The organism is Pectobacterium carotovorum (assembly GCF_033898505.1).
Taxonomy (GTDB): Bacteria; Pseudomonadota; Gammaproteobacteria; order Enterobacterales; family Enterobacteriaceae; genus Pectobacterium; species Pectobacterium carotovorum_J.
The window spans coordinates 53636-74055 of sequence record NZ_JAXAFK010000008.1; the positions used below are offsets into that span (position 1 = coordinate 53636).

The 20420-nt window shown below is 48.4% G+C and carries 18 protein-coding genes; all 18 read left to right on the plus strand.

Translation table 11 applies throughout. The features are described from left to right. Positions 1-10 precede the first annotated feature (10 nt). A complete protein-coding gene (locus R9X49_RS22220) occupies positions 11-4234 on the plus strand; it encodes an LPD7 domain-containing protein (RefSeq protein WP_319850441.1) in 4224 nt (1407 codons plus the stop codon). A gap of 7 nt (positions 4235-4241) precedes the next feature. Further along, positions 4242-4721, plus strand: coding sequence for a hypothetical protein (locus R9X49_RS22225; RefSeq protein ID WP_319850443.1), 480 nt, complete (start codon positions 4242-4244; stop codon positions 4719-4721). Positions 4722-4737: 16 nt separating this feature from the next. Continuing rightward, positions 4738-5454 (plus strand): DotI/IcmL/TraM family protein, encoded by a 717-nt coding sequence (locus tag R9X49_RS22230; protein WP_319850444.1) that lies wholly within the window; start codon positions 4738-4740, stop codon positions 5452-5454. A gap of 17 nt (positions 5455-5471) precedes the next feature. Further along, on the plus strand, positions 5472-6476 hold the full coding sequence (locus tag R9X49_RS22235; RefSeq protein WP_319850445.1) for a DotH/IcmK family type IV secretion protein: 1005 nt from the start codon (positions 5472-5474) through the stop codon (positions 6474-6476). 2 nt (positions 6477-6478) lie between these two features. Beyond that, positions 6479-7744 carry a conjugal transfer protein TraO gene (traO, locus tag R9X49_RS22240; RefSeq protein WP_319850446.1) on the plus strand — a complete coding sequence of 422 codons (1266 nt, stop codon included), beginning with the start codon at positions 6479-6481 and terminating at the stop codon, positions 7742-7744. 9 nt (positions 7745-7753) lie between these two features. Beyond that, positions 7754-8569: a hypothetical protein gene (locus R9X49_RS22245; RefSeq protein ID WP_319850447.1), complete on the plus strand. Its 816-nt coding sequence runs from the start codon at positions 7754-7756 to the stop codon at positions 8567-8569. Next, on the plus strand, positions 8569-9096 hold the full coding sequence (gene traQ / locus R9X49_RS22250; RefSeq protein ID WP_319850448.1) for a conjugal transfer protein TraQ: 528 nt from the start codon (positions 8569-8571) through the stop codon (positions 9094-9096). The genes R9X49_RS22245 and traQ overlap by 1 nt, the downstream gene beginning before the upstream one ends. Positions 9097-9120: 24 nt before the next feature. Next, a complete protein-coding gene (locus tag R9X49_RS22255; RefSeq protein WP_319850449.1) occupies positions 9121-9504 on the plus strand; it encodes a DUF6750 family protein in 384 nt (127 codons plus the stop codon). 68 nt (positions 9505-9572) lie between these two features. Further along, positions 9573-9779 carry a hypothetical protein gene (locus R9X49_RS22260; RefSeq protein ID WP_319850450.1) on the plus strand — a complete coding sequence of 69 codons (207 nt, stop codon included), beginning with the start codon at positions 9573-9575 and terminating at the stop codon, positions 9777-9779. After that, positions 9773-10726: a hypothetical protein gene (locus R9X49_RS22265; protein WP_319850451.1), complete on the plus strand. Its 954-nt coding sequence runs from the start codon at positions 9773-9775 to the stop codon at positions 10724-10726. The genes R9X49_RS22260 and R9X49_RS22265 overlap by 7 nt, the downstream gene beginning before the upstream one ends. Positions 10727-10748: 22 nt before the next feature. Further along, positions 10749-13826, plus strand: coding sequence for an ATP-binding protein (locus tag R9X49_RS22270; protein ID WP_319850452.1), 3078 nt, complete (start codon positions 10749-10751; stop codon positions 13824-13826). Positions 13827-13839: 13 nt separating this feature from the next. Further along, a complete protein-coding gene (gene traW, locus R9X49_RS22275; protein ID WP_319850453.1) occupies positions 13840-15036 on the plus strand; it encodes a conjugal transfer protein TraW in 1197 nt (398 codons plus the stop codon). Then, positions 15033-15545 (plus strand): conjugal transfer protein TraX, encoded by a 513-nt coding sequence (traX, locus tag R9X49_RS22280; protein ID WP_319850454.1) that lies wholly within the window; start codon positions 15033-15035, stop codon positions 15543-15545. Before traW ends, traX begins: the two co-directional genes overlap by 4 nt. 53 nt (positions 15546-15598) lie before the next feature. Continuing rightward, complete coding sequence (locus tag R9X49_RS22285; RefSeq protein WP_319850456.1) at positions 15599-17743, plus strand: DotA/TraY family protein; 2145 nt, start codon at positions 15599-15601, stop codon at positions 17741-17743. A gap of 87 nt (positions 17744-17830) precedes the next feature. Further along, positions 17831-18082: an antitoxin gene (locus R9X49_RS22290; protein ID WP_319850458.1), complete on the plus strand. Its 252-nt coding sequence runs from the start codon at positions 17831-17833 to the stop codon at positions 18080-18082. Continuing rightward, positions 18079-18366 (plus strand): type II toxin-antitoxin system RelE/ParE family toxin, encoded by a 288-nt coding sequence (locus R9X49_RS22295; RefSeq protein ID WP_319850459.1) that lies wholly within the window; start codon positions 18079-18081, stop codon positions 18364-18366. Before R9X49_RS22290 ends, R9X49_RS22295 begins: the two co-directional genes overlap by 4 nt. A gap of 17 nt (positions 18367-18383) precedes the next feature. Further along, on the plus strand, positions 18384-19064 hold the full coding sequence (gene excA / locus R9X49_RS22300; protein WP_319850460.1) for a plasmid IncI1-type surface exclusion protein ExcA: 681 nt from the start codon (positions 18384-18386) through the stop codon (positions 19062-19064). 93 nt (positions 19065-19157) lie between these two features. Next, positions 19158-20420, plus strand: a complete 1263-nt coding sequence (locus R9X49_RS22305; protein ID WP_319850461.1) for a conjugal transfer protein TrbA — start codon at positions 19158-19160, stop codon at positions 20418-20420.

Genomic DNA, 20420 nt, shown 5'->3' on the forward strand with positions numbered 1-20420 from the left:
GAACAGAACAATGCAAAAACGCACGTACTTGGTCATTCCAAAAGAGAATAAAACTGAAGCACTTCGCGCAGCTGGAAGGCTGTCTAATGGGGATTACGCTCTCGAGTATGACAGATCGCAAAAAGTCTGGTTTGCAAAAGCCGAGGCGGACCTTGAGAAGGTTAAGCTGTGGCTGCCCGAAAATACCACTCCATCGTTGAATCAGACCTCTACTGATAATTTGTCGCCAGCTGAAGAGTTTGCACAGGTGCTTCAAGATGCAGGTTTTATATTTCCTGCCGGCGATTTACCGGAAATGGATGGGAAAAAACATCGCGTATTTGTCGAAGGCCAAAAACATACCTCAGCGAAAAAAAACGCCAGGGGCGATTATCCCGGAGGCTCTGGCGTTTATCAGGGCTTTCTCGATGGTAGAGCAGCAGGTTGGTACCAGAACCATAGGGCAAGTGAAGGGAAAGTGAACTGGACCTCCACTGGATCTTATACCTATGACCCCGCTGAAGTTTTAAAACAACGTGCCCTGGCAGCACAGAAACGTTGGGACAGAGAGATGAAGTCGCAGGAGGGCTATGCTCGCATAGCTAAAACTCTCTCTAACCAGTGGTCAAAAATGCCGAATGCACCTGACTCACATGCTTACCTCGCGCGAAAAGGGGTGCCCGCGGCGGCAGGAGTAAAGCTGGATAAGTACGATAACCTTGTCATTCCACTCAGTAACACTAATGGCGAGCTGCGGTCACTGCAGTACATCAAACCGGATGGCACCAAAAACTTGAAGAAGGATGCCGAGAAGACAGGGAATTTCTTTGTTGTTGGGGGGGAGTTGAATCCGCACCTTCCTTTTCTCTACGCTGAAGGCTACGCCACTGCAAAAACCCTCAATCAGGCTACCGGTATCCCGGTAATAATGACGGTTGATGCTGGCAACATGGTGACGGTGTCACGAAAAATTAATGAATTGTATCCCGATTCTGCGCACATCATTTTAGGTGAAGATGACTTCACAAATGATGATAACAAAGGCCTCAATAAAGCCCGTGAGGCTGCAGACGCTATCGGTGGTACTTACATCATCCCGCAGTTCACCGAAAGCGAGCGAACCCAGGCATTTGCCGGCACAGGTTCATTTAGTGACTTTAATGACATCCACACCTCCCGCGGTATCGATGCCGTTCGAGAGCAGCTAGCGCCAGTGCTCGACCCACTACTACCCCATTGGCGTAAAAATTTGTCAGAGGAAAACATCATGCCAAGTAATTTTGAGGAAAATAGGCCTCAAACTATTGTGTCTGAGCCGTCTATAGCGATTGAGCCTAATAAAGTAGAGCCATCGAACACTGAGCACAAAACTATAACCTTGTACCATGGTTCGCCTGCCACCTTCAGTGCCATTGATTCAGAAAAAATAGGGCTAGGTCAAAACTTTGTAGGGAGAGGATTTTATACAGACACGTCTCCATTAGGCGTGCAATATGTAATGGAAGAAATAAATCATCAGAACTTTCACATTTATGAATTAGAAATACCTTCTAACTCAATTATTTTAGATCGTTGGGATGATTCTTCATTAACGGATGAACTGCGTGAGCGAATCAGAGAAGCAGGGAAAACAGTTCATCAACAATTTATAGAGAATGGGAATCCTTCACGGTCAGATCTCGGAGAGAGACTAGCCAGCTGCGAGAAAGTAAATGAAACATTTATTTCGTTAGCCAGTAGCCCACAAGGTATGAGTATTCTTAAAGAGGCAGGAATTGGTGCTTTGAAAGACAATAGCTATGTAGCTATTGTCAACACTGATCTAATTGATAATATTCGCTTACACTCTGCGGGGGGAAATAAAAAAGATGAAATGACTAAATATATTGAAAACGCGTTAACTAATGTCGCTCAAGACTCCTCAAGATTATCGAACATCTTGCAAGAAGAGCCGAATTTTTCAATACATTATGATGCTATACATTCAGAACTCGTAAAGCTAGCCACGGCGCAAAACAAGCCAGAAGAAGCTGAAAGGTTGACATCTATACTCACACACACACTAGTTGAAACTATTGATAGCAACCCTGTTAGAAAAAATAATATTACTCCTTTAAATAGACTATATGCGGAAACAATAAGAAGCCTTGACTTAAATTACAGTAATAGTGTTGCAACTCTTGGTAACTTAATTGATTCCGCTGTTGTAAACATCAGTCCTAATCAGAAACTAGTTCCAGAACCAGACAAACCACAACCAGTAATTACTGAACCGGAACCAACTCCAGAGCCCGATAAGCCTCAACTAGTGGCTAATGAACCGAAACCAAATCAAGAGCCAGATAAACCAGAACCACTGACTACTGAACCGAAACCAAACCAAGAGCCAGTTAAACCAGAACCACTGACTACTGAATCGAAACCAAATCAAGAACCAGATAAACCAGAACCACTGATTACTGAATCGAAACCAAACCAAGAGCCAGATAAACCAGAACCACTGACTACTGAATCGAAACCAAATCAAGAACCAGATAAACCAGAACCAGCATTAGAACAAAATACACAAGAAGCTACGCCAGTATTAGAAATCCCTGAACAACCACTTCCAGATTCAACACCTATCTCCACGCCAAAAACTGCAGACATCGAACCATCTGACTCCCCTGAAAATGCGCCGCCGGCTGTGGAAAACGGTTTTAATTTCACATTTGGGCGAATGCCCGGTGATGTTAGTGAACAAGAATCATCAGTAACTCCAATTGATCTGGATAAGCTGCTTCAGGGACTGACAAGCCGCCAGGAAGGCAGAACATGGATTTACTCTCTCGATGGACAGGATGCATTCCGCGATTACGGCGACCGCATTGTGATGGCCACTCCCGAAGCAAGCGAGAATGACCGGATGATCCTGGCGGCGTTGCTTTCAGCAAAAGCGAATCAACGTGGTGCAGTAGAAATTACTGGCAGTGATGAGTTTATTCAGCGAACAATGGGGCTGATCGCTGATCACAACATTGATGTGCATTTCAAAAACCCTCAGCAGCGGGAACAATTTGAGGCGCTGCTGAAAGCCCGGGCCGAGAATGCAGTGCCGAAAAATGGCATGAATATCGGTCCTGAATCAACTCCTGAAGCATCGGTACCAGTATCTCCTGCACCTGCTTCTGGTGTAGCGGAACCAGCACTTCCTGATGCTACATCCAGGCCGAAAGAAGCACAGAATCAACCAGTCACACCGGAATTAAGTGTCCTAGATAAAGAAACCTTGCGCACCGGCCTGACTGGCAAACTGCTCGATGCCGGAACGGCACCGTACAAATTTGATAAATCAAACTCCGAAAGCTTTTACGTGCAGATGCGCACTAAAAGCGGCAACAAAACATACTGGGGCGTCGAGCTGGAACAGGCGTTAAAGGATAGCGGTAATCAGCCTGGCGATATGGTCAAACTACAGTATCTCGGGAAGAAGGCTGTCACCATCAATGTGCCGGTGAAAGATGCCGAGGGCAATATTCAAGGTTTTGAACGGCTTGATACGCATCGTAACCACTGGACAGTAACCCCTGCTCTCGACAACCAGCTCTTGGTAGCTGACAAGCATGCAGTGGCTCCGGCGGAACTGGCTGCTTACGACGGCAATGCGTTCTGGAAACTGCAGCAGCAGATTATTCAGAATAACAATCTACCACTTTCCTCTCCCGCCCCCAGCGGACACGGGTTGCTTTACACCAGTCCTGATGGAAAGGGTCAGGTTGCGCCTGAGGTACCGCCAGTAAACGCCCCCGTTCCGAATCATTCTAAAGCTGCAGGTTCTGTAGTTATGGCGGCGCTGGATGATAAGGGTGAATTACTGGCGCATCTGGTGAAAGGCCACGGGGATTATCTGCAGGGGGTTATTCGTCATGAAGGTGAATTGAAAAATGTCCTGGCACGAATCTGCACGACAGAGAAAGGCAATACGTATCTTGCCTTAAACAGCGTACAGGACAACGGCTTACTCCAGCTCATTGGCCACGCTTCAGCTGTTAACACGCTCAAGAACGCTGAAGTGAACCACGACACCTTTGCATTTCAGATGAAGGGCAAGGACGCGCACAAATTTGCGGTTCCCCTGATTTCTCCCGAAAAGATCCCGCCGGCACTGCACAGCAAACTGGGTTTCTCGCAGGCATATGCGCCACCTAAATCCGAGGAGCCAGTTCCGACATCTCATGTACAGGCTAAGCCGGCTATTCAACCACAACCGATGTGAGGTCATCATGCACAACATACGTCGTACCCTTTGTTCCACATTAATCTTTCTGGCGTGCATCCCTTTTGCTGATGCAGCTTCCTGCAGAGCTGGTACTGCTGCGCAGGTGGGAAGTCAGGCCGGTTACAACCGAGCTAAAGAAGCAGCCGAGGCATGGTCGCAGCGGCAGAATAATGTTTCAGCTTCACTCGGAGATTGTCTGGGAAATATTTCAACGACTATTACCGCACCAACATTTCCTAATCTGGCAGATGTATTGAACCAGATTGGTCAGAAAATTTGCTCTGCAGCGCGCGATAAAATTAATGATTATGTTCCCTCAACAATCGACCCTTGGGGTGATTTACCATCAACTGCAAGTTTATCGGCTTACAGCTCATACATCCCGGTTACTCAGTCCCGTTCTGCAGTTCAGCTGCAGGTAACACCGCAGGCGGCTGCGGGTGATTCAGGGACAGGCTCATCATCCTTCATATCCCTGAACTGATGGAAGACACGCAGAAATGAAAAAGAAATCAGCCTCCCAAAAGGAGGCTTCGCCTGTGGTAGATGAAGGTCTGCGCAAATCTGACGATCCGATGATTCCTTTTATGGATGCGTTGGCGTTACAGCAAAAAAACATGCTTAATGCGGGCTTCGCAAGTAAAGCTCTCCAGGTTGCTCTTATCGCCTGTACAGTCAGCGCTCTCCAACTTCCTGTTAACGCATGGCTGGTCTACAAGGTAGCTAACCCTCCGACCAAATATTTTGCGACCAATAAGGGTAGTATTCTGAAGCAGGTCCCCACTGATGAACCTGCCTACAAAGATGACGATGTAATTGACTTCGGGGATAAGCTTATACGATCAGCTTTCCAGCTCGATTTTAAGAACTATCGGGTACAAATAAGCGATCAGCAACAAAAATTCTCTGAGGAAGGTTTTGCCAGCTACTACAACGCGCTGACAAACTCGAATCTGTTCTCCAAGGTGAAAACTGAAAAAATGCTGATGTCTGCAAACGTCACCCGCAAAGGGATGATTTACCGGCGTGGTCAGGAAAGTAAAAACGGACCGTATATGTGGGATATTCAATATCCGGTCACTCTGAGTCTTGACGGTCAAACTCGAAGTTTACCTTCCCAAAATTTTATCTTCACCATTCGCATCCAGCGTACGGATATCTCGCTCAAGCCAGAAGGTATTGAAGCAATGTCGATTATCACCCGGGACGCCAGCTAACTTTATTCAGGTAAAAAATGAAATATTTGATTATTCCGGCTGTAGCGATCGCGCTATCAGCTGCGCCTGCGCTTGCCGCTGACTGGGCTCCAGCCCAAACAGCAAACACCCCAACAACCGAATTACCGGCCGCACCTGCTGCAACAGCTCAGATCAATAACCGGCCACCGCAAGAAAACGTTCAGGCGGATATAACAGCACCTCTTCGACAATCTGCGCCGCCAGCCCCCCCAACTTCAGCTCAAGCCTGGGCGATGAGCCAGGCTAATCCATTAGGGGATCAGCAGGGGATTGAAATGGTTGGGGAAGTGATGGATGGCGCAAGTCGAGGTCGCGCCTGGAGTGCTGCAGATATCGTCCCCCGAATCTCAACCTTAACCATTAACCTATCACCTGGAGCTTCTTTACCTGTGTTAAGGACCACAACATTTCAGGCCAGTACAGTAATGTTCACTGACAACACTGGTGCGCCCTGGCCTCTGGCCGCCCCGCCCTACAGCGGGAATCCTATCGGTTTTGCGGTCAATTTCATTCCAGAAAGTAGTGTGATGACCGTACAGGCCAAACGTTTATATGATCGTGGAAATGTAACGGTCTATTTGAAGGGTCTGGCGGTACCGATAATTATCGAACTTAACAGTGGTGAGGCCAGTAACCAGGCGAAATCACGCGTAGTAGACAGTCGCCTGGATCTTCGTATTCCTCAACGTGGGCCGCAGGCTAAAAAACTACCTACGGGCCAGACAAAAATCGGCCTGAATAATCCAACACTGCAGGCATTTCTCGATGGCGTACCTCCGAAAGAAGCACGCCAGCTCAAAACACAAGGTGAGTTACCTGACACACGGGTATGGCAGATAGGTGACGATCTCTATGTCCGCACACGCAGCGAAATTCGGGACGAATTTGAGCTGACACAGGCCTCCGGCGATGGTACCTGGCTCTATAAATTGCCTCTCACTCCTGAAATTGCCTTTTCCCTAGCCGGTAAAACTGTCTACTTATCAATTTCTCTGGAGTAATTATGGAAGCAGATAAAGACGTTGGCCGAGACGTCAAAAAAACCGGCATTATCATCGTGACTGTCATTTTTCTGGTACTTGCGATTGGGTTCTTACTGGTTTCGTGGATGAGCGCACCGCAGTCGGTATCTAAAATCAACGTGGATAAAGCTGCAGGAGGTTCAGGAAAAGCAACTCAGGAAACGCCGCGGTACCACAAAATACTTCGCGAGAACAATGAAGCAGGCGCAAAACAGGCTCAGGCCGTAAACTCCAGCTTCATTGCTTCAATAGGCTCCGGTACCGTTCGTCAGGTTCCCCCAATAGCTGCGACCCCCGCTCCGCCGCCTGTGCCTAAGCAAGTTCAAGAAGCTCAGTATGCTCCGCAGCAACATGTGCCTCAGCAAAGTCTGGATCCGGATCGTAAAAAAGCACTGGAAGCGCTGTTGAAAGAACTCGTAGCACAGCGAGTTGCTCCCACTGGTGAACTGGCAAGTATCGCCGGCAATATGACCGTAACCGCAGGGGCACAGTCTGGAAATGCCGGAGAAAGCAGAAACGTTAACGCCTATTCAGGATGGACGGAAAGTCTGGCACCCGTAACTGTGCAACCAGCGTCTTACAACTCGGGCCAGAATGCTAATCGTGTATTAATCCCAGCGGGAAGCCGCCCCGGAGCGGTGATCGATACTGAGCTTGACTCCGACAATACCAATTCGGATGTGCTGGCTCATATCCCCGCCGGTCCTTATAAAGGAGCTCAGTTAATGGCCAGAGGGATTCAGCTTGCAGGAGACGGGGTTAAGATTCATTTCAACCAGATGACCTGGAATGGAGACACATGGCGCGTCGATATTTCTGCGGCTATGCCTGATACGCTCCGCAGCTCCGTTGCCTCAAGCGTGAGTAATCGATACGGCAGCCGAGTTTTACTGCCGGCAATCGCTCACGGACTTGGTCTTGGCGGTCAGCTCTATGCCAGCGCCAACACTCAGGTCCTGAGTAATGGTTACAACCAAATTGAGGGCCGAGTTGGCATGCCAAATGGTGAGGCTATCGCCGGTACGATTCTGGGCGGTACAGCTCAACAAGCAGGCCAGGTCATGGCAAATGATGCTCAAAAATTACCTGTGAAACAGGTGATTGTTGATCGTGGCCAACCCGTAGCGCTTCTCTTTATGTCTGCCGTTACAGAAAACGACCGAATCACCAACTCTACTCCAATCAGCACAAACACAGGTACTCGCCAGCCTTCGGCAGGTTCTTTACTACCTGCAGTCCAACCCTAAGGGACCATCATGAAAGAAAGTTTTTTTGATCCGGACCTGGTGCCGGAGGAGACCGTATTACCTGAAGTTAATACAATTCGCACGAATGAGTCGGAGACCCCATCAGACACGGCGCCGGTAAAAGAATCACCTACAGCACCTAAATGGGGGCTGTGGGGTTATGACCTTAAAACTTTGCTGCTTGCTGGCGCTGCTGTGATTGCTCTTCTGGCGTATGCCTTTTGGCCAGATGAACCGCCAGCCCAGGCGCTTACTCCGGATTCTCCCCCTCCTGCTCAGCAGGAGGTGAACACAGGACAAGGCCTAAACTTATCCAGCAAACAGGACGATGAACTGAGTTCAGCCACTCCTGATGGAATCACAGAGCCGGAGCCATCCCACTCACTGGCAGAAAACACTGACCGGGCACTTATTGGGGCGACAGCTTCCGTTGATAACAAGGAATTCAGGGAGCTTAAGGAGTACGGCGAAGCCAACCGGCAGGCAATAAAGCTCCTGAATGACAGGATAAGGGATAGCGAAAAACGCCTGGCTGATCTTGAGGCAAAATTAAATACCCTTAGCACAAAGCAGGCTTCAGCTCCTCAGAAGGTCTCCACTACTACATCCCCCCACCGAGTGAAAAACGTATCAGCGGCTGTTAATAGCGGCCTTAAAAACTGGCGCATTAACACCGTATATCCGGGTATGGCCTGGATCACCCACAACGGTAGTACATGGTCCGTCCAACCCGGGGATCAAGTAAATGGCCTGACAATCCGCAGCATTGATGCTGAGCGCCGAATCGTCGTAACCAGCAAAGGCGTAATTCGCCAGGGGGATTGATGGACGCCATCCAAATCCTCGTCCATGTAGCTGACAACCTAAAGACCAGCGGCATACGTCTCATTCTGGCGCTGGGGTTATTTTTTGGCGCTTTAGGCTGTCTGGCCACATTGATATCGGTCGTTAAGAGCTCCCGCAGCGGTAAACCAGCAAACGGTATGAAAGCCCTGGTGTCATTTTGTCTGGGCGGCGCTCTCATCGCCATGCAACAAATGATGAACAAGGCGGCTCACACCCTGAGCTTTGGGGATGTGTCATTCGATTCCATAGCCTATGCACCCGAATCTATGGGGCAGGCAAAACTGGCCATCGATGCCGTCTTAACGCTTCTGCGTGTTGTCGGGGTTTTATTTTTTTATATGGGTATTAGACGAGCCCGAAGGTCCCTGGTTGATGGCCATACCGGCTTGTCAGCCCGTGAAGATGTTTCCTCCGGAATAGTTATGGGAGTAGTTGGCATCCTGCTGGCGTGTAATCCCGAACTACTTAATGCACTGCAAAAAACACTGGGTTTAACCTGGAATTAATTCAACAACAAAGAGGTAGTAATAATGAGTAATTTTACAATGTTAGTTTCCGTTCGCATCCAGATGGCACTGTCTTCACTGCGCGAACGTTTAGGAGTGGTCCTTACTTTATTGCTTGGACCGCTAACTTTACCCGCGTATGCAGACGATGACCTTTTCGGCATGTTTGACGGGGTTGCGGATAGCGCTGATAACTCAGGTAAAAGTATCCTCAAACTGTCCAAGTTCGGCGGTATTGGCTGCGTGGCAGTTGGGGTGTGCCTCTGGGTCGCTAAAAAGAAAAACCCTCAGATTGGTTGGGGATGGATTCTGACCTTTATGGGGGCTGGTTTCATCATGATTGCTCTCGACCAGTTCATCAAAAAAGGTCAAACAACTATCAAACTGAATCCAGTTGATGTCGGCTAAATCCTGAAATTATCGCTCCGGCCGTGCGCCGGAGCTTCGCTCACTAATTCGGAGAAATAACCTCATCTATGAACATCGAAATTTATTATTCAGAAGCCCATGACCGTATTTACGCAGCAGACAAAGGAACAAAACAGGAAACAGACGTAACAGAGCAAGTAGTCAGAGCCGTGATGGGGCAAATTGGCGGTATAGGCTATAAAATCCCGGTTCAGAACCAGGGGAAAATCGTAGCTGAAATAGGGATGTTTCTGCCGGAGCAGACTGAATGCTAAAGCTTCCTGAAAGGTTATACACAATATGCCCCATTGAAATTGAGGCATGCTTAGACGATGAAACAGATAATAAGCCGGATTTACTGCTTATTAAGCCGCCTGATAATGTTGCGTTTTGTTCATTCGTCGAACCCATAAGTGAAGAATTTCTCTTATGCGGGATCAAACGCGATGCATACGGTAACGACAGCGAAATTTATCTTCTGCCAATAAATTGCCTCTCCGAACATCTGATGAAGCTCCGTTCTTCAGCTACTGATAACGAGCTTGTAGAACTTTTACTTAAGCGATGCCGGCGATGGCTTCGTATGGGTCTGGAATATCTACGTTTAGCATTCCCGGTAAAGCAGGAAACGTTCAATGTTGGTCAACAAATCTGGGGCCATGATATCGCTGCGCCTTCTCCTGTTTTAACTCAGCGCGCACACCAACTCTCAGGCGGCAAGTGTGCCACCTGCGAGTATTACAGCAGACATAACACCCTCATGTTCAGAGATGGCAATCTGGATAATCACGATGATGCAAATCTTGCCGTGGTTTGCCCTGTTTGTGCCTGCAGTCGCCGTCTGAACAATTTGGGGGCAAATGATGGTGTGATGGTTTATCTGCCTGAACTAAAACCTGCTGACCTCAGCCGTTTGTTAAGAACAGTAATCGCTGCGCGACAACATGGAGATGCCCGTCAGAAGAAGGGTGCCACGGCAGTTCTTCACTGGCTAATAGAGCATCGAAAAGAGGCTGAGGCTTTCTGGGGTACGAGCCATCCTGGTGAGTTTGGGCAGGCGCTTATACAGGTTCCCGAGGAGAAAAGAGAAGATCTACAACAGCGATTAAGACACATTGCTCTTATTCCAAACCCAGACATCCTTTCCGATCACATAGAACAACCTGCTGTTAAGCCAACAGCCTGGCAATTTCTGCTAGATGAATATCGTAGTCATCCCTGACAGTCCACCTGAGAGTATTACAATGAAAAATCCTTTAGTCTCTGCGCTTCAATGTGTTGAAGAGGCGTTGGCCTACGCCTCTCGATATGCACTGGGACATGATTTCACTCGCTACTGCGACTTACGCACCACAATAGGACTGACCGACGATGACAAAAAACGTCGGCCGGATATGGATGCCCCTTACATCTTCCTGACTGAGCAAGGCCATTACGCAAGTGTCTTTGAGGTTGAGGGAACCTACTGCCAGTTTAATGAACAAGAGGCTTTAACGGAGCAAGAAAAGAGAGATACATCCCTTTTCAGTAATTATATCGACCGCCTCCAAAACCTCCTAAACAGTGAATTTAAGAATCTTGGCCATAAGCTCAGCTTTGTCTTTGAAAAGGACCCTGATAAAGCCGAAGAAGAGTTGCGTAAATTACTGGCTCACCAGTATCGATCACTCAAACGTATGGGGTTGGATTTAACCGATATACTGGACGAGCGAATTGAAAAAATGGTGCCGTTTGTTGCCCGCGAGCGCGCGTTTATGGTGGTATACACCGCACGTGAGGCATTAGCCCCGATTGAAATAAAAGATGAGGAAAAACGCAGAGAGAAAATACTCAAAAACACACCAGGTGCACGTTATGGTCAAAATCCGGCTTTTCAGGAACTTGAAGGTTTAAAAATCCGCCACGATACGTTCGTCAGCACTCTTGAAAACCAGTTTGGGAAGGGTGATTTCGGCACGCGTATTCGATTAATGAACGCTCGTGAGCTTGGCTTTCATCTTCGTGAAGAAGCTGAGAGAGAAAGTACTTCATCAAACTGGCGGCCTTTTCTGCCTGGAGACATTAAATGGCCTCACGGCTTACCAAAAGGTGATGATCATTCTCCCCTGCTTGCTCCTCATCTCAATTACCAGCTGTTTAACAGTAAACCTAAAGTTGAAGGTGATTTCATTCATCTCGACGGTTTCTGGCATTCAACATTAGCTATATCGCTCGGCCCACAGCAGCCTGAAACTTTCAGCCAGCTTTTCAGCAAAATGAGTCGTAGCCTTCCCTGGCGTATACGAATGGATTTGATGCCAAATGGTCTCAACGTGCTGGGCGGGAAGAAACTGGTGCTGAGCATGGCAGCGCTCCTGCCACCTATTCGCCCTATCTACAACTCAGTTCAGTGGCTGGAAAATACCGAGAAATCAGAACCGATATGTGTAATGACTATCTGCGCATCAACTTGGGGGCGCACAAAAGAGATCGTTAAACGAAACAGAACTCTTCTGAAGAAGGGTCTTCAATCATGGGGTATTTGTGAGGTTACAGATACATTTGGCGATCCTGTTCGCGCTTGGGTATCAACGATGGTCGGTGCCAATGCTCTGAGTATTCCATCATTGATGTTTCCTCCACTTTCAGCAGCTCTGGCCCTTCTGCCATTGCAGCGACCGGCAACGCCATGGGCGGACGATGCAAGCATTATTTTTGGCACACCTGACGGTAAACCATTCCCGGTAAAGCTTGCGAGTAATCTTCAGACCAAGTTTACGGAGATCGTAGCCGGTGAACCGGGAACGGGTAAATCCGTCGCGCTGGGTTCGTTAAGTGAGGCGATTCTTTTTTCAGGTCAAAACAACCTGCCATTTTTATCTTACATAGATAAAGGGTTCTCAGCACAAGGGCTGGTCAAGCTGATTCGTGATGCGCTTCCATCTCATCGGAAACACGAAGTGGTTGGTCTGATACTGGAAAACAGCCGTGAGTATTGCAAAAACCCTTTTGATGTCCAACTGGGAATGAAATACCCGCTGACTCCTGAGAAGGAATATCTGGTCAATATTTGCGAAACGCTCTGTGTCAATCCGGAGACAGGTATCCCTCCCAATGCTCAGGATTGCCGCCAAATTCTCAGCAAAGTCATTGATATGACATTTGAATTTAATGCTGATAAGTCACCGGTACGCTATGCACAAACACTCGAACCGGAAGTAGACGAAGCTCTGGATAAAACGGGGATACGCCACGATTACGATGAGACATGGTGGACTAAAGCTACATGGTACGAAGTTCGCGATCTGCTTTTTAATAAAGGAGAGATTAAAGCTGCGACAAGAGCACATTACCAGGCAATGCCTGAGCTGAGCGATCTGCAGCTGTATCTCAATGACGAAGATGTCAAAGCCCAGTATGGAGATATCACGCGTGAAGCTAGCGGTGAAAAACTTCTGTCTTACATTGGTCGCTGCCTGGCTGACGCATTAAGTTCCTACAAAATGCTGGCAGGCCGGACGGTATTTGAACTTAACCCGGATACCCGTGTTATCGCAATTGATCTTAACAACGTCGTAGGCGGTAAAACTCGAGCAGGGCAAGTTAAAACAGGTCTTATGTATCTCTATGCTGGCCAACTTGCTGCCGGGCACTTTGAGCTGCCCCAGTACCGCAACGAGCTCATGAGTCATCTGCCTGAAGCATACCGCCCCTTCCATCACGAACGTCTTATACAGCTGGCGCAGGAGGTAAAAACCAAAATCTACGACGAGCTACACAATGCGAAGGATATCCCGTTCATTATGAACAAGCTGGTTACTCAGGATCTTGAAAACCGTAAATTCTTTATTCGCACCGTTTTAAGTTCTCAATACCTGAACCACTTCCCGCACGAAATTCTGAAGTCTGCGAACAGCCTATACCTGATGCAGGTCAGCCATGAAGATTTACCCCTCCTGACTGAACATTTTGGTGTGCCGGCGCATACGGCTCAGGCTTTCCGGTACATAGGTTCTGGTGCATCCCCTGACGGCAGCGGAACCCATTTCCTCGCAGTATTCCGTCTGAAAACGGGCCGGGTGGTGCAAATTCTCAAAAACACGCTGGGTCCGAAAGAGCTCTGGGCGCTGAACTCCACACCGAAAGATGCTGCGCTGCGCGATCAGCTGTATGACTTGTTCGACGGACGAACGGCCCGCGCCATTCTGGCCGAAGCCTTCCCGACTGGTAGTGCAATAAAGCTGATTGATTTACGCCAGAAAGAAGCCAAAGAAACCGACCATGGCAACGTGATTAACCGTCTGGCCAGCGAGCTTATCGCAGCTCGCGGCCTGCAAATCTAATACAGAGAGTCCCATGAAAAAACTCATACTGGCTGCCTGCATAGGCGGTGTGATGCTGCCTGTGTATCAGGCGTTCGCCTATCCCGTTGAAGTCATGTCCAGCATGCCAATAACTACCGAGGTCGTTCCCCAGCTATCGACAGCTAACGGCACGCTCGGCAGTATTCTCAGCACCAATCAGCAGATTGGGGGCGCTGTCAGCTCCGGAAACGACAAAATTGCCGCAATGATCCAGCAATCGACCGAGAACATGCAGAAATACGCGACATATGCCCAACAGATTCAGAATCTGGAGGAAGCCAGACGCAGTTACACCGTTCCTGACTCGATCTGCAGCGAATCATCGTCGGGGCAAGCAACGCAAATTTCTCGTCAGGCCGGAGCTAAACAGGCGAGCCTATCCCGTGGGGGGGGAGTTAACAACTCTGCAGTCAAAAAAGCCCTTTCATCAAAACCTGATGCGCCAGAAAAAGACCTGTTTGCCACCGCTGACATCCACCGCAACTATTGCACCAAAGAGGACGCTGATGCCTGGGGTGACCTCTGTAACGGCGTATCCGATCTGCCTGGAGGCGATAAACAAATCCGCTCATTACTGGCTGGCGCTGGCCCGGAGGATAAAGCCCCGGAACTCACATTTAGTCAGGAGCAAACCGACGCTGCAATGATGTACCTGAAAAACTCATCGCGCCGTAGCGTGGGACGAGCGCTGAAAAAAGGTGAAGTCAAAACCGACAGCGGTCGTCAGTACATAGGAATGATGACAGAGCACGATTCGATCCAAAGCGCTGCTGAACAGCCTCAGCTGGCCATGGTTGCTGCCAGCCAGCCCAACGAAGCAACTAAAGATGTACTGGCAGAAACCCTGCAAACGCCATCCAGCAAGGCATGGTATGACGCAAACGCCTCTGAAGAGGCAAAGCGCACCGGCCTGATGTCTCTGCGTGAATTTGAGTCCTTTGAAGTTAATCGCCGCTATGCCAATACCGATTACCAGACAGACCTGCAGGGAATGGATGGTGATAACCTGGTACGCGAATCCATCCGTGTCCAGAGCCTTCAGAACGCTCTTCTTCTGGGAATTAAACAGCAACTGCATGAGAACGCGATCCTGAGTGGGCAACAGCTCAGCTTACAGGGTGCTCAATACTACGAACCACGTCTGGCAGAGAAACTGCAACAGGCCGCTGCGGGGGCAACTCGTCAATGAAGAAAATTGGAAAAAAAGCATGGTTCACCGCCAACCTCGTCCTCCCGCTCTGGGAGGCAGGTCGCATGGTTCACGCTGCCCGATACGCAGCAGAGAAAAATGCGGAACGATTTCGTCGCCTAAAACCTGAATCAACCAAAAAAGAAACCGAGACGCTCAGTTTTGATGAGGCCGTAGCCGCCAGCGGCCAGAGTCGTGAGTCGCTGATACGGCGTTATCTGCTGGCTAAACGGATCTGGTTAATGATGTTCTTCATGACGGCCGGGATTCTGATACTACTCCCGATCATGACCCTGGCATCTGGACTCCCTATGTATGGGGTATTCCTGTTTCGCTTGCTGAGCATGATATTCATGCTGGCAGCTTTTGCCGGCATGCTATTCGTAAACGCGATGAAAAATCAGTTTCGAATATGGCAACTGCTTAACAAGGAGTTAGGTCTATTTACCCAGTGGCGAGCCTCGCAAGCTTGGATTAAAGACGTATTCACCTGGCGTTCCCCTGCCTGATTTCACCTATGCCGTCCTACGGACGCGCATTCTGCTCGTTTTGGAAAAACTCTATGAAAAGACTGCTTCTGTTACTGACCGCTCTCGGAGCGGTCAGTTTGTCGTTGCCAGCTTTTGCAGACAGTATCAATTACGACACTATTACCGGCGCCGCGACACGCAACTCTGACTTATCTCGTCAGTTGCTTATCATGGTGTTTGGCGATGTTGTAAATAATCCTCTGCAACCGCAAAACGTCAGCTTTATAGGCCTGTTATATGGCGTCTTTAACGCCATTATCGCTGGCTTGGCATTTATCTGGTTTATGGCGATCACACTGCGTGCCACCGTACTGACTGGTAATCGCGGGAGAGTATTTGGACAGGGGAACACAATGATGGCGCCGGTGTCCTCACTGGCTGGCTTCATGGCCCTGGTTCCAACGCCTTCCGGATGGTCCATATCCAATCTGGCATTTTTGTGGATGGCCTCGATTATGGGTGTTGGCAGCGCCAATCTCCTTACCGACAAGGCTGCTGATGCAATCATGGATGGTCAGTCCCTTATAATGCAACCCGTCGCCGGTGAGACCATCACTGCTGCGCGCGGTGTATTTGATATGTATCTGTGCAAGGCTGCGTTAAACACTGAACAGGCTGAAATGCACCAGGTTGGGAGCAGCAATACGCCCGCAATGTCTGAGCGACGCTCCTCCGATGGCCGCGAGATTCGTATTACGAACGGCAGCGCAATATGTGGGAGCGCAAAGCTTCCAGAAACAAAAGACAGTGACTCATGGTTCTCCTTTAGCGTACCGATAAATTCCGGACCTATTGAGAATGCTCAGATGAACGCATTTTCAGAGATCAATAACACACTCTCCAGCAGTGCCGAAAATTTTGTGAGCGCGTGGAAAAGCTACCAGGAGGGCGGCCAGTCCAAACTTCCTGATGTAGAAGCAGAAATCCAACAAGCTGCACGGCGCTATGAAGACACCATAACCGCGGCAGCATCGAGCGTAAATAATGAAGGTACAATTCGCAATGAACTTGCTAATTACCTGAAACAAAGCGGTTGGATTGCTCTCGGTGCCTGGTATCAGTCTTTTGCCACAGCAAATCAGAAAGTAAATTCAATTGCCCACAAAAGTCCTGTCGTAACTGGACAGTCAAATATCGGGGAGGTCGGTGTAGGAAAGCTTCTTCAAGAGATACGTACTGCGCTGGCTTCACAAAGAAAGAACTCAAGCTATACGCCTCCGCTTGGTTCAGTTAATGCTTCTGGTAATGGCAATATTGATGACGTACAAACTGCAAATGATGCGCTAACGAAAGTCATGTCCAATGGACAGTGGTTAACCAGCGAAATAATCCAGAACGTAATGCAAGATGGGCCTGACTCGTCTACACAGGTCAATCCATTACTTAAAATGAAGGCTATCGGTGATTATACGTTAATTGGAGCACAACTCGCCTTCACCGCTTTTACTGCAGCGAAAGCGGCCGTTGATTGGGCTTCTGCTGACGGGAACGGAATTGCGAGGATAATTAACACTGTTTCTGGTGTTGGATATATAGCTAAAAGCATAATGAGCTCTGTTTCCCCGGTGGTGTACTTCATTCTCTTCATACTATTAAGCGTTGGGTTTTCTCTTTCGATATTCCTGCCATTCATACCGTTGATATATTGGATCACAGCCTGCACCTCCTGGCTTGGTAGCGTGTTAATCGGTACAACAGCTGGGTCTTTGTGGGCCGCTACCCATATTGGAACGGAAGAGGATAAAGGTAGCCGCGCTAATTATGGCTATATATTCCTCATAGATGCGGCTATTCGTCCATCCCTTATGGTGTTCGGGTTCTTCTTTGCAAGTCTCGTAGTTGTTGCCATAGGTACGCTTCTGAACATGCTAATAACCCCAGCCCTCGCAAACGTACAGGCTGATTCAGTAACCGGTCTGGCAAGTATAATCGGGATTTTGATGATTTACGCTCGCCTATGTACCACGTTGGTTTCGTCGGCATTTAGCCTTCAGGTTTATTTACCGGATTACGTGATAGCCTGGCTTGGTGGAAGGGAAGCTGCTCAAATGATGAAAGGTGCCGTTGAATCAGCACGCAGTATGTTTGCAGGATTTGGCAGTAAAACTGGACAAACGCCTGGTCTGAAAAAAATCGACTCGGTAAAACCAGGGGACGATGCTAACGGGTTTAAATAATCCAATTTTCGCCGAAAAAAAGACCTATATTTAGGTCTTTTTTGTGCTACATTTATATCAGCACCTTCATCTGATCCTGAGGTAAGCATGCCAAACACTATTCATAGCGACACAACCGCAAGTGTCAGCGAACTGAAGAAAAATCCCATGGCCACGGTCAAAGCCGGCGCGGGTTATCCGGTGGCGATAATGAACCATAACCGGCCTGCTTTCTACTGTGTACCTGCTGAACTCTATGAAAAGATGCTGGAATATATCGACGATCAGGAACTTGCTGCGCTGGTTGAAAAGCGGAGCAAGCACCCCCTGCATGACGTTGAGCTGGATCAGTATCTATGACCTATAAGATTAAGTTCAGGACTGACGCACTCAAAGAGTGGAATCATCTTGATAAATCTATTCAGCAACAATTTGCTAAAAACCTAAAGGCATGTGCTGAAAATCCGCATATACCTTCGGCAAAACTGAGAGGAATGCCTGACTGCTACAAAATAAAATTGCGTGCATCAGGCTTCCGGCTTGTTTATCAGGTTATTAACGATGAATTAATCATTGCTGTCGTTGCAGTTGGAAAACGGGAGCATAGTCAAGTTTACAATCTGGCCAGCAAACGGCTCAGATAGATATCAGGAAGATAAATATGTCAGTAAAATACTATGATACTTACAGAAAAAATTGGCCTGTAGCTGTCGCAGGGGTTCTATCATTTGGATACTTGTTCATTGGTTTGCCGATACATATATTTCTGGCTGGCTTTACCTATGTTTATCGCGATGAGATATTCAATGGCCTGCGTCAACAAGATATTCCTTTGGCGTTATTCCTTTGGATAACTCTCGCTTTAGCTATGACACTTATTGTTTTCTCAATTAAAAAGCAGAAGAAAAACATTAAAGCCTTCACCAAGTTCTTCAGCGAATCAGGATTGAATAACCCTTCGCCACAAAATATTGCCATGAATCGTACGGGCTGGGGTTACCTGGGGCTTGATACGCAAAAAGGGACCATTCTCTACATCAGCCACCCAGAGACGTCCATTCTGAACTTCTTTTTCCCACGCGACGTTCGGGTAATGGGGTTTGGAATGTATGACTGGAAATCAGTCGAACTTGAAGGCAACAAGTTGACAATTTATACAGGTAATCCAGAACTTCCAACGGTCTCTATTACTTCCGGTAAAGCAGCAATGCTTTACGAAAAAATCAATGCCATGCGCCATCAGCAGTGGAAATACGAGTATGCGGTGCCCGGATGCGTTGAGCATCAGGCTAATAAAATCGCAGAAGCAAATGGCCTGAACTTGATCCTACCGCCACAGTAACACTCTTCCGCAGCAACCCTCCGCGCATATCTACTTCGGGGCACCCTGTTCAGGGTGCCTCTTCTTTATATCTGAATACTACAGGGTCCTCTCATGACACAACCTGTCCGTAAGGACGTCCAGTCCAATAATGACTGGACGATGGCCGCTGTCGGCCTGTTTATCACACTAATGGTAACAGCGTTATTTTTTCGGCAGTTAACCATTGAATGCACCACTACCCTTCTCTACTGGTTATGGAGCCTGGCTGACTTTCAGCAATTTCATAATGCAGCTGCATGGCGAATCAACCTGCTGGCCACTACGCATAACAATGCTGAGAATGTTTCATGGGGTAAATTTTTCACTGTCATGGATGCCACGGCAGGTATTTTGCTAATAGCCCTGATACCACTGGCGATCATCGGCATTATTGCCGTTCGTCGGCATCAGGCAAGCCGAACCAGCCGCGATATATCAATCAATACGCTCCCACGAATCATGGCGCAGTTCTCCCCTGCCATTCTGCCGGCACTGAGCTATGGGGATAGGAAAACGCAGCTATTAAATGTGGATCCAGCTGAACATCGCAGTGCTCAGACGCCTGATGAATTTGTCATCGAGCACAAGCTTGTTGTTAATAACCGCCTGAAGAAAGATCAGGCAGAAAAACTCTTCATTGCGCAGCTAGGTACGCCGCTGCAGCACGATAAAAAAGACTTTGACCGCTTCAACGATCATGAACGCGCTATGTTTGCGATTTTCGGGTTGCAACACTTCCTTGATAAACGTGGTGAAGCGGAGCAGCTATTAGATGCACTCAACCGTTCCACTCTTAAGTCAGACCGCAAATACCGCAACAAAATTGGATATCCCAATCTGGCGATGGCCACTTCCGCATTTCGTAAAGTCACAGAGACGCCAGCAGCGCAAAAATGGATTAAACAATACAACTATGCGCGTACCTCCATCACGGCACTGCACGATAACGACCTGCATCTCCCTATCAGAAGATACCGCTGGCTGAAGGGCCTTGACCGTACACTCTGGTATGCACTTGCTTCCACTGGCCGGCCCTGGCCATTCGTCGAAGGTGCTGGCGTGGTAAGCCAAGCGCACTGGGAGAAACTGGCGTCACGGTATCGGGTCAGATTAACCAAACCGATCATGTCACTGGCCATCGAGGGACTTGAAACAGATCTGAGAAATCTCGGAGCTGTCGTAGAAGAACCCGCCCCGACAAAACCTTCTCTTCATGATGTTGATGACGCAGATGAAGACGAAGACGAAGCAGGAAATAACCAGTTAATGAACTCCACTACCGACGAACAGCATGTCCATCGGCACGTACATACTTTCCGCCCAAAAATGAGATAA

Coding starts and splice junctions, on each gene's coding strand:
- traW (WP_319850453.1), top strand. CDS start 13,840: ATGAAAAAACTCATACTGGCTGCCTGCATAGGCGGTGTGATGCTGCCT.
- R9X49_RS22270 (WP_319850452.1), top strand. CDS start 10,749: ATGAAAAATCCTTTAGTCTCTGCGCTTCAATGTGTTGAAGAGGCGTTG.
- R9X49_RS22225 (WP_319850443.1), top strand. CDS start 4,242: ATGCACAACATACGTCGTACCCTTTGTTCCACATTAATCTTTCTGGCG.
- R9X49_RS22220 (WP_319850441.1), top strand. CDS start 11: ATGCAAAAACGCACGTACTTGGTCATTCCAAAAGAGAATAAAACTGAA.
- R9X49_RS22290 (WP_319850458.1), top strand. CDS start 17,831: ATGCCAAACACTATTCATAGCGACACAACCGCAAGTGTCAGCGAACTG.
- R9X49_RS22255 (WP_319850449.1), top strand. CDS start 9,121: ATGAGTAATTTTACAATGTTAGTTTCCGTTCGCATCCAGATGGCACTG.
- R9X49_RS22245 (WP_319850447.1), top strand. CDS start 7,754: ATGAAAGAAAGTTTTTTTGATCCGGACCTGGTGCCGGAGGAGACCGTA.
- traX (WP_319850454.1), top strand. CDS start 15,033: ATGAAGAAAATTGGAAAAAAAGCATGGTTCACCGCCAACCTCGTCCTC.
- traO (WP_319850446.1), top strand. CDS start 6,479: ATGGAAGCAGATAAAGACGTTGGCCGAGACGTCAAAAAAACCGGCATT.
- R9X49_RS22260 (WP_319850450.1), top strand. CDS start 9,573: ATGAACATCGAAATTTATTATTCAGAAGCCCATGACCGTATTTACGCA.
- traQ (WP_319850448.1), top strand. CDS start 8,569: ATGGACGCCATCCAAATCCTCGTCCATGTAGCTGACAACCTAAAGACC.
- R9X49_RS22230 (WP_319850444.1), top strand. CDS start 4,738: ATGAAAAAGAAATCAGCCTCCCAAAAGGAGGCTTCGCCTGTGGTAGAT.
- R9X49_RS22235 (WP_319850445.1), top strand. CDS start 5,472: ATGAAATATTTGATTATTCCGGCTGTAGCGATCGCGCTATCAGCTGCG.
- R9X49_RS22285 (WP_319850456.1), top strand. CDS start 15,599: ATGAAAAGACTGCTTCTGTTACTGACCGCTCTCGGAGCGGTCAGTTTG.
- R9X49_RS22295 (WP_319850459.1), top strand. CDS start 18,079: ATGACCTATAAGATTAAGTTCAGGACTGACGCACTCAAAGAGTGGAAT.
- R9X49_RS22305 (WP_319850461.1), top strand. CDS start 19,158: ATGACACAACCTGTCCGTAAGGACGTCCAGTCCAATAATGACTGGACG.
- R9X49_RS22265 (WP_319850451.1), top strand. CDS start 9,773: ATGCTAAAGCTTCCTGAAAGGTTATACACAATATGCCCCATTGAAATT.
- excA (WP_319850460.1), top strand. CDS start 18,384: ATGTCAGTAAAATACTATGATACTTACAGAAAAAATTGGCCTGTAGCT.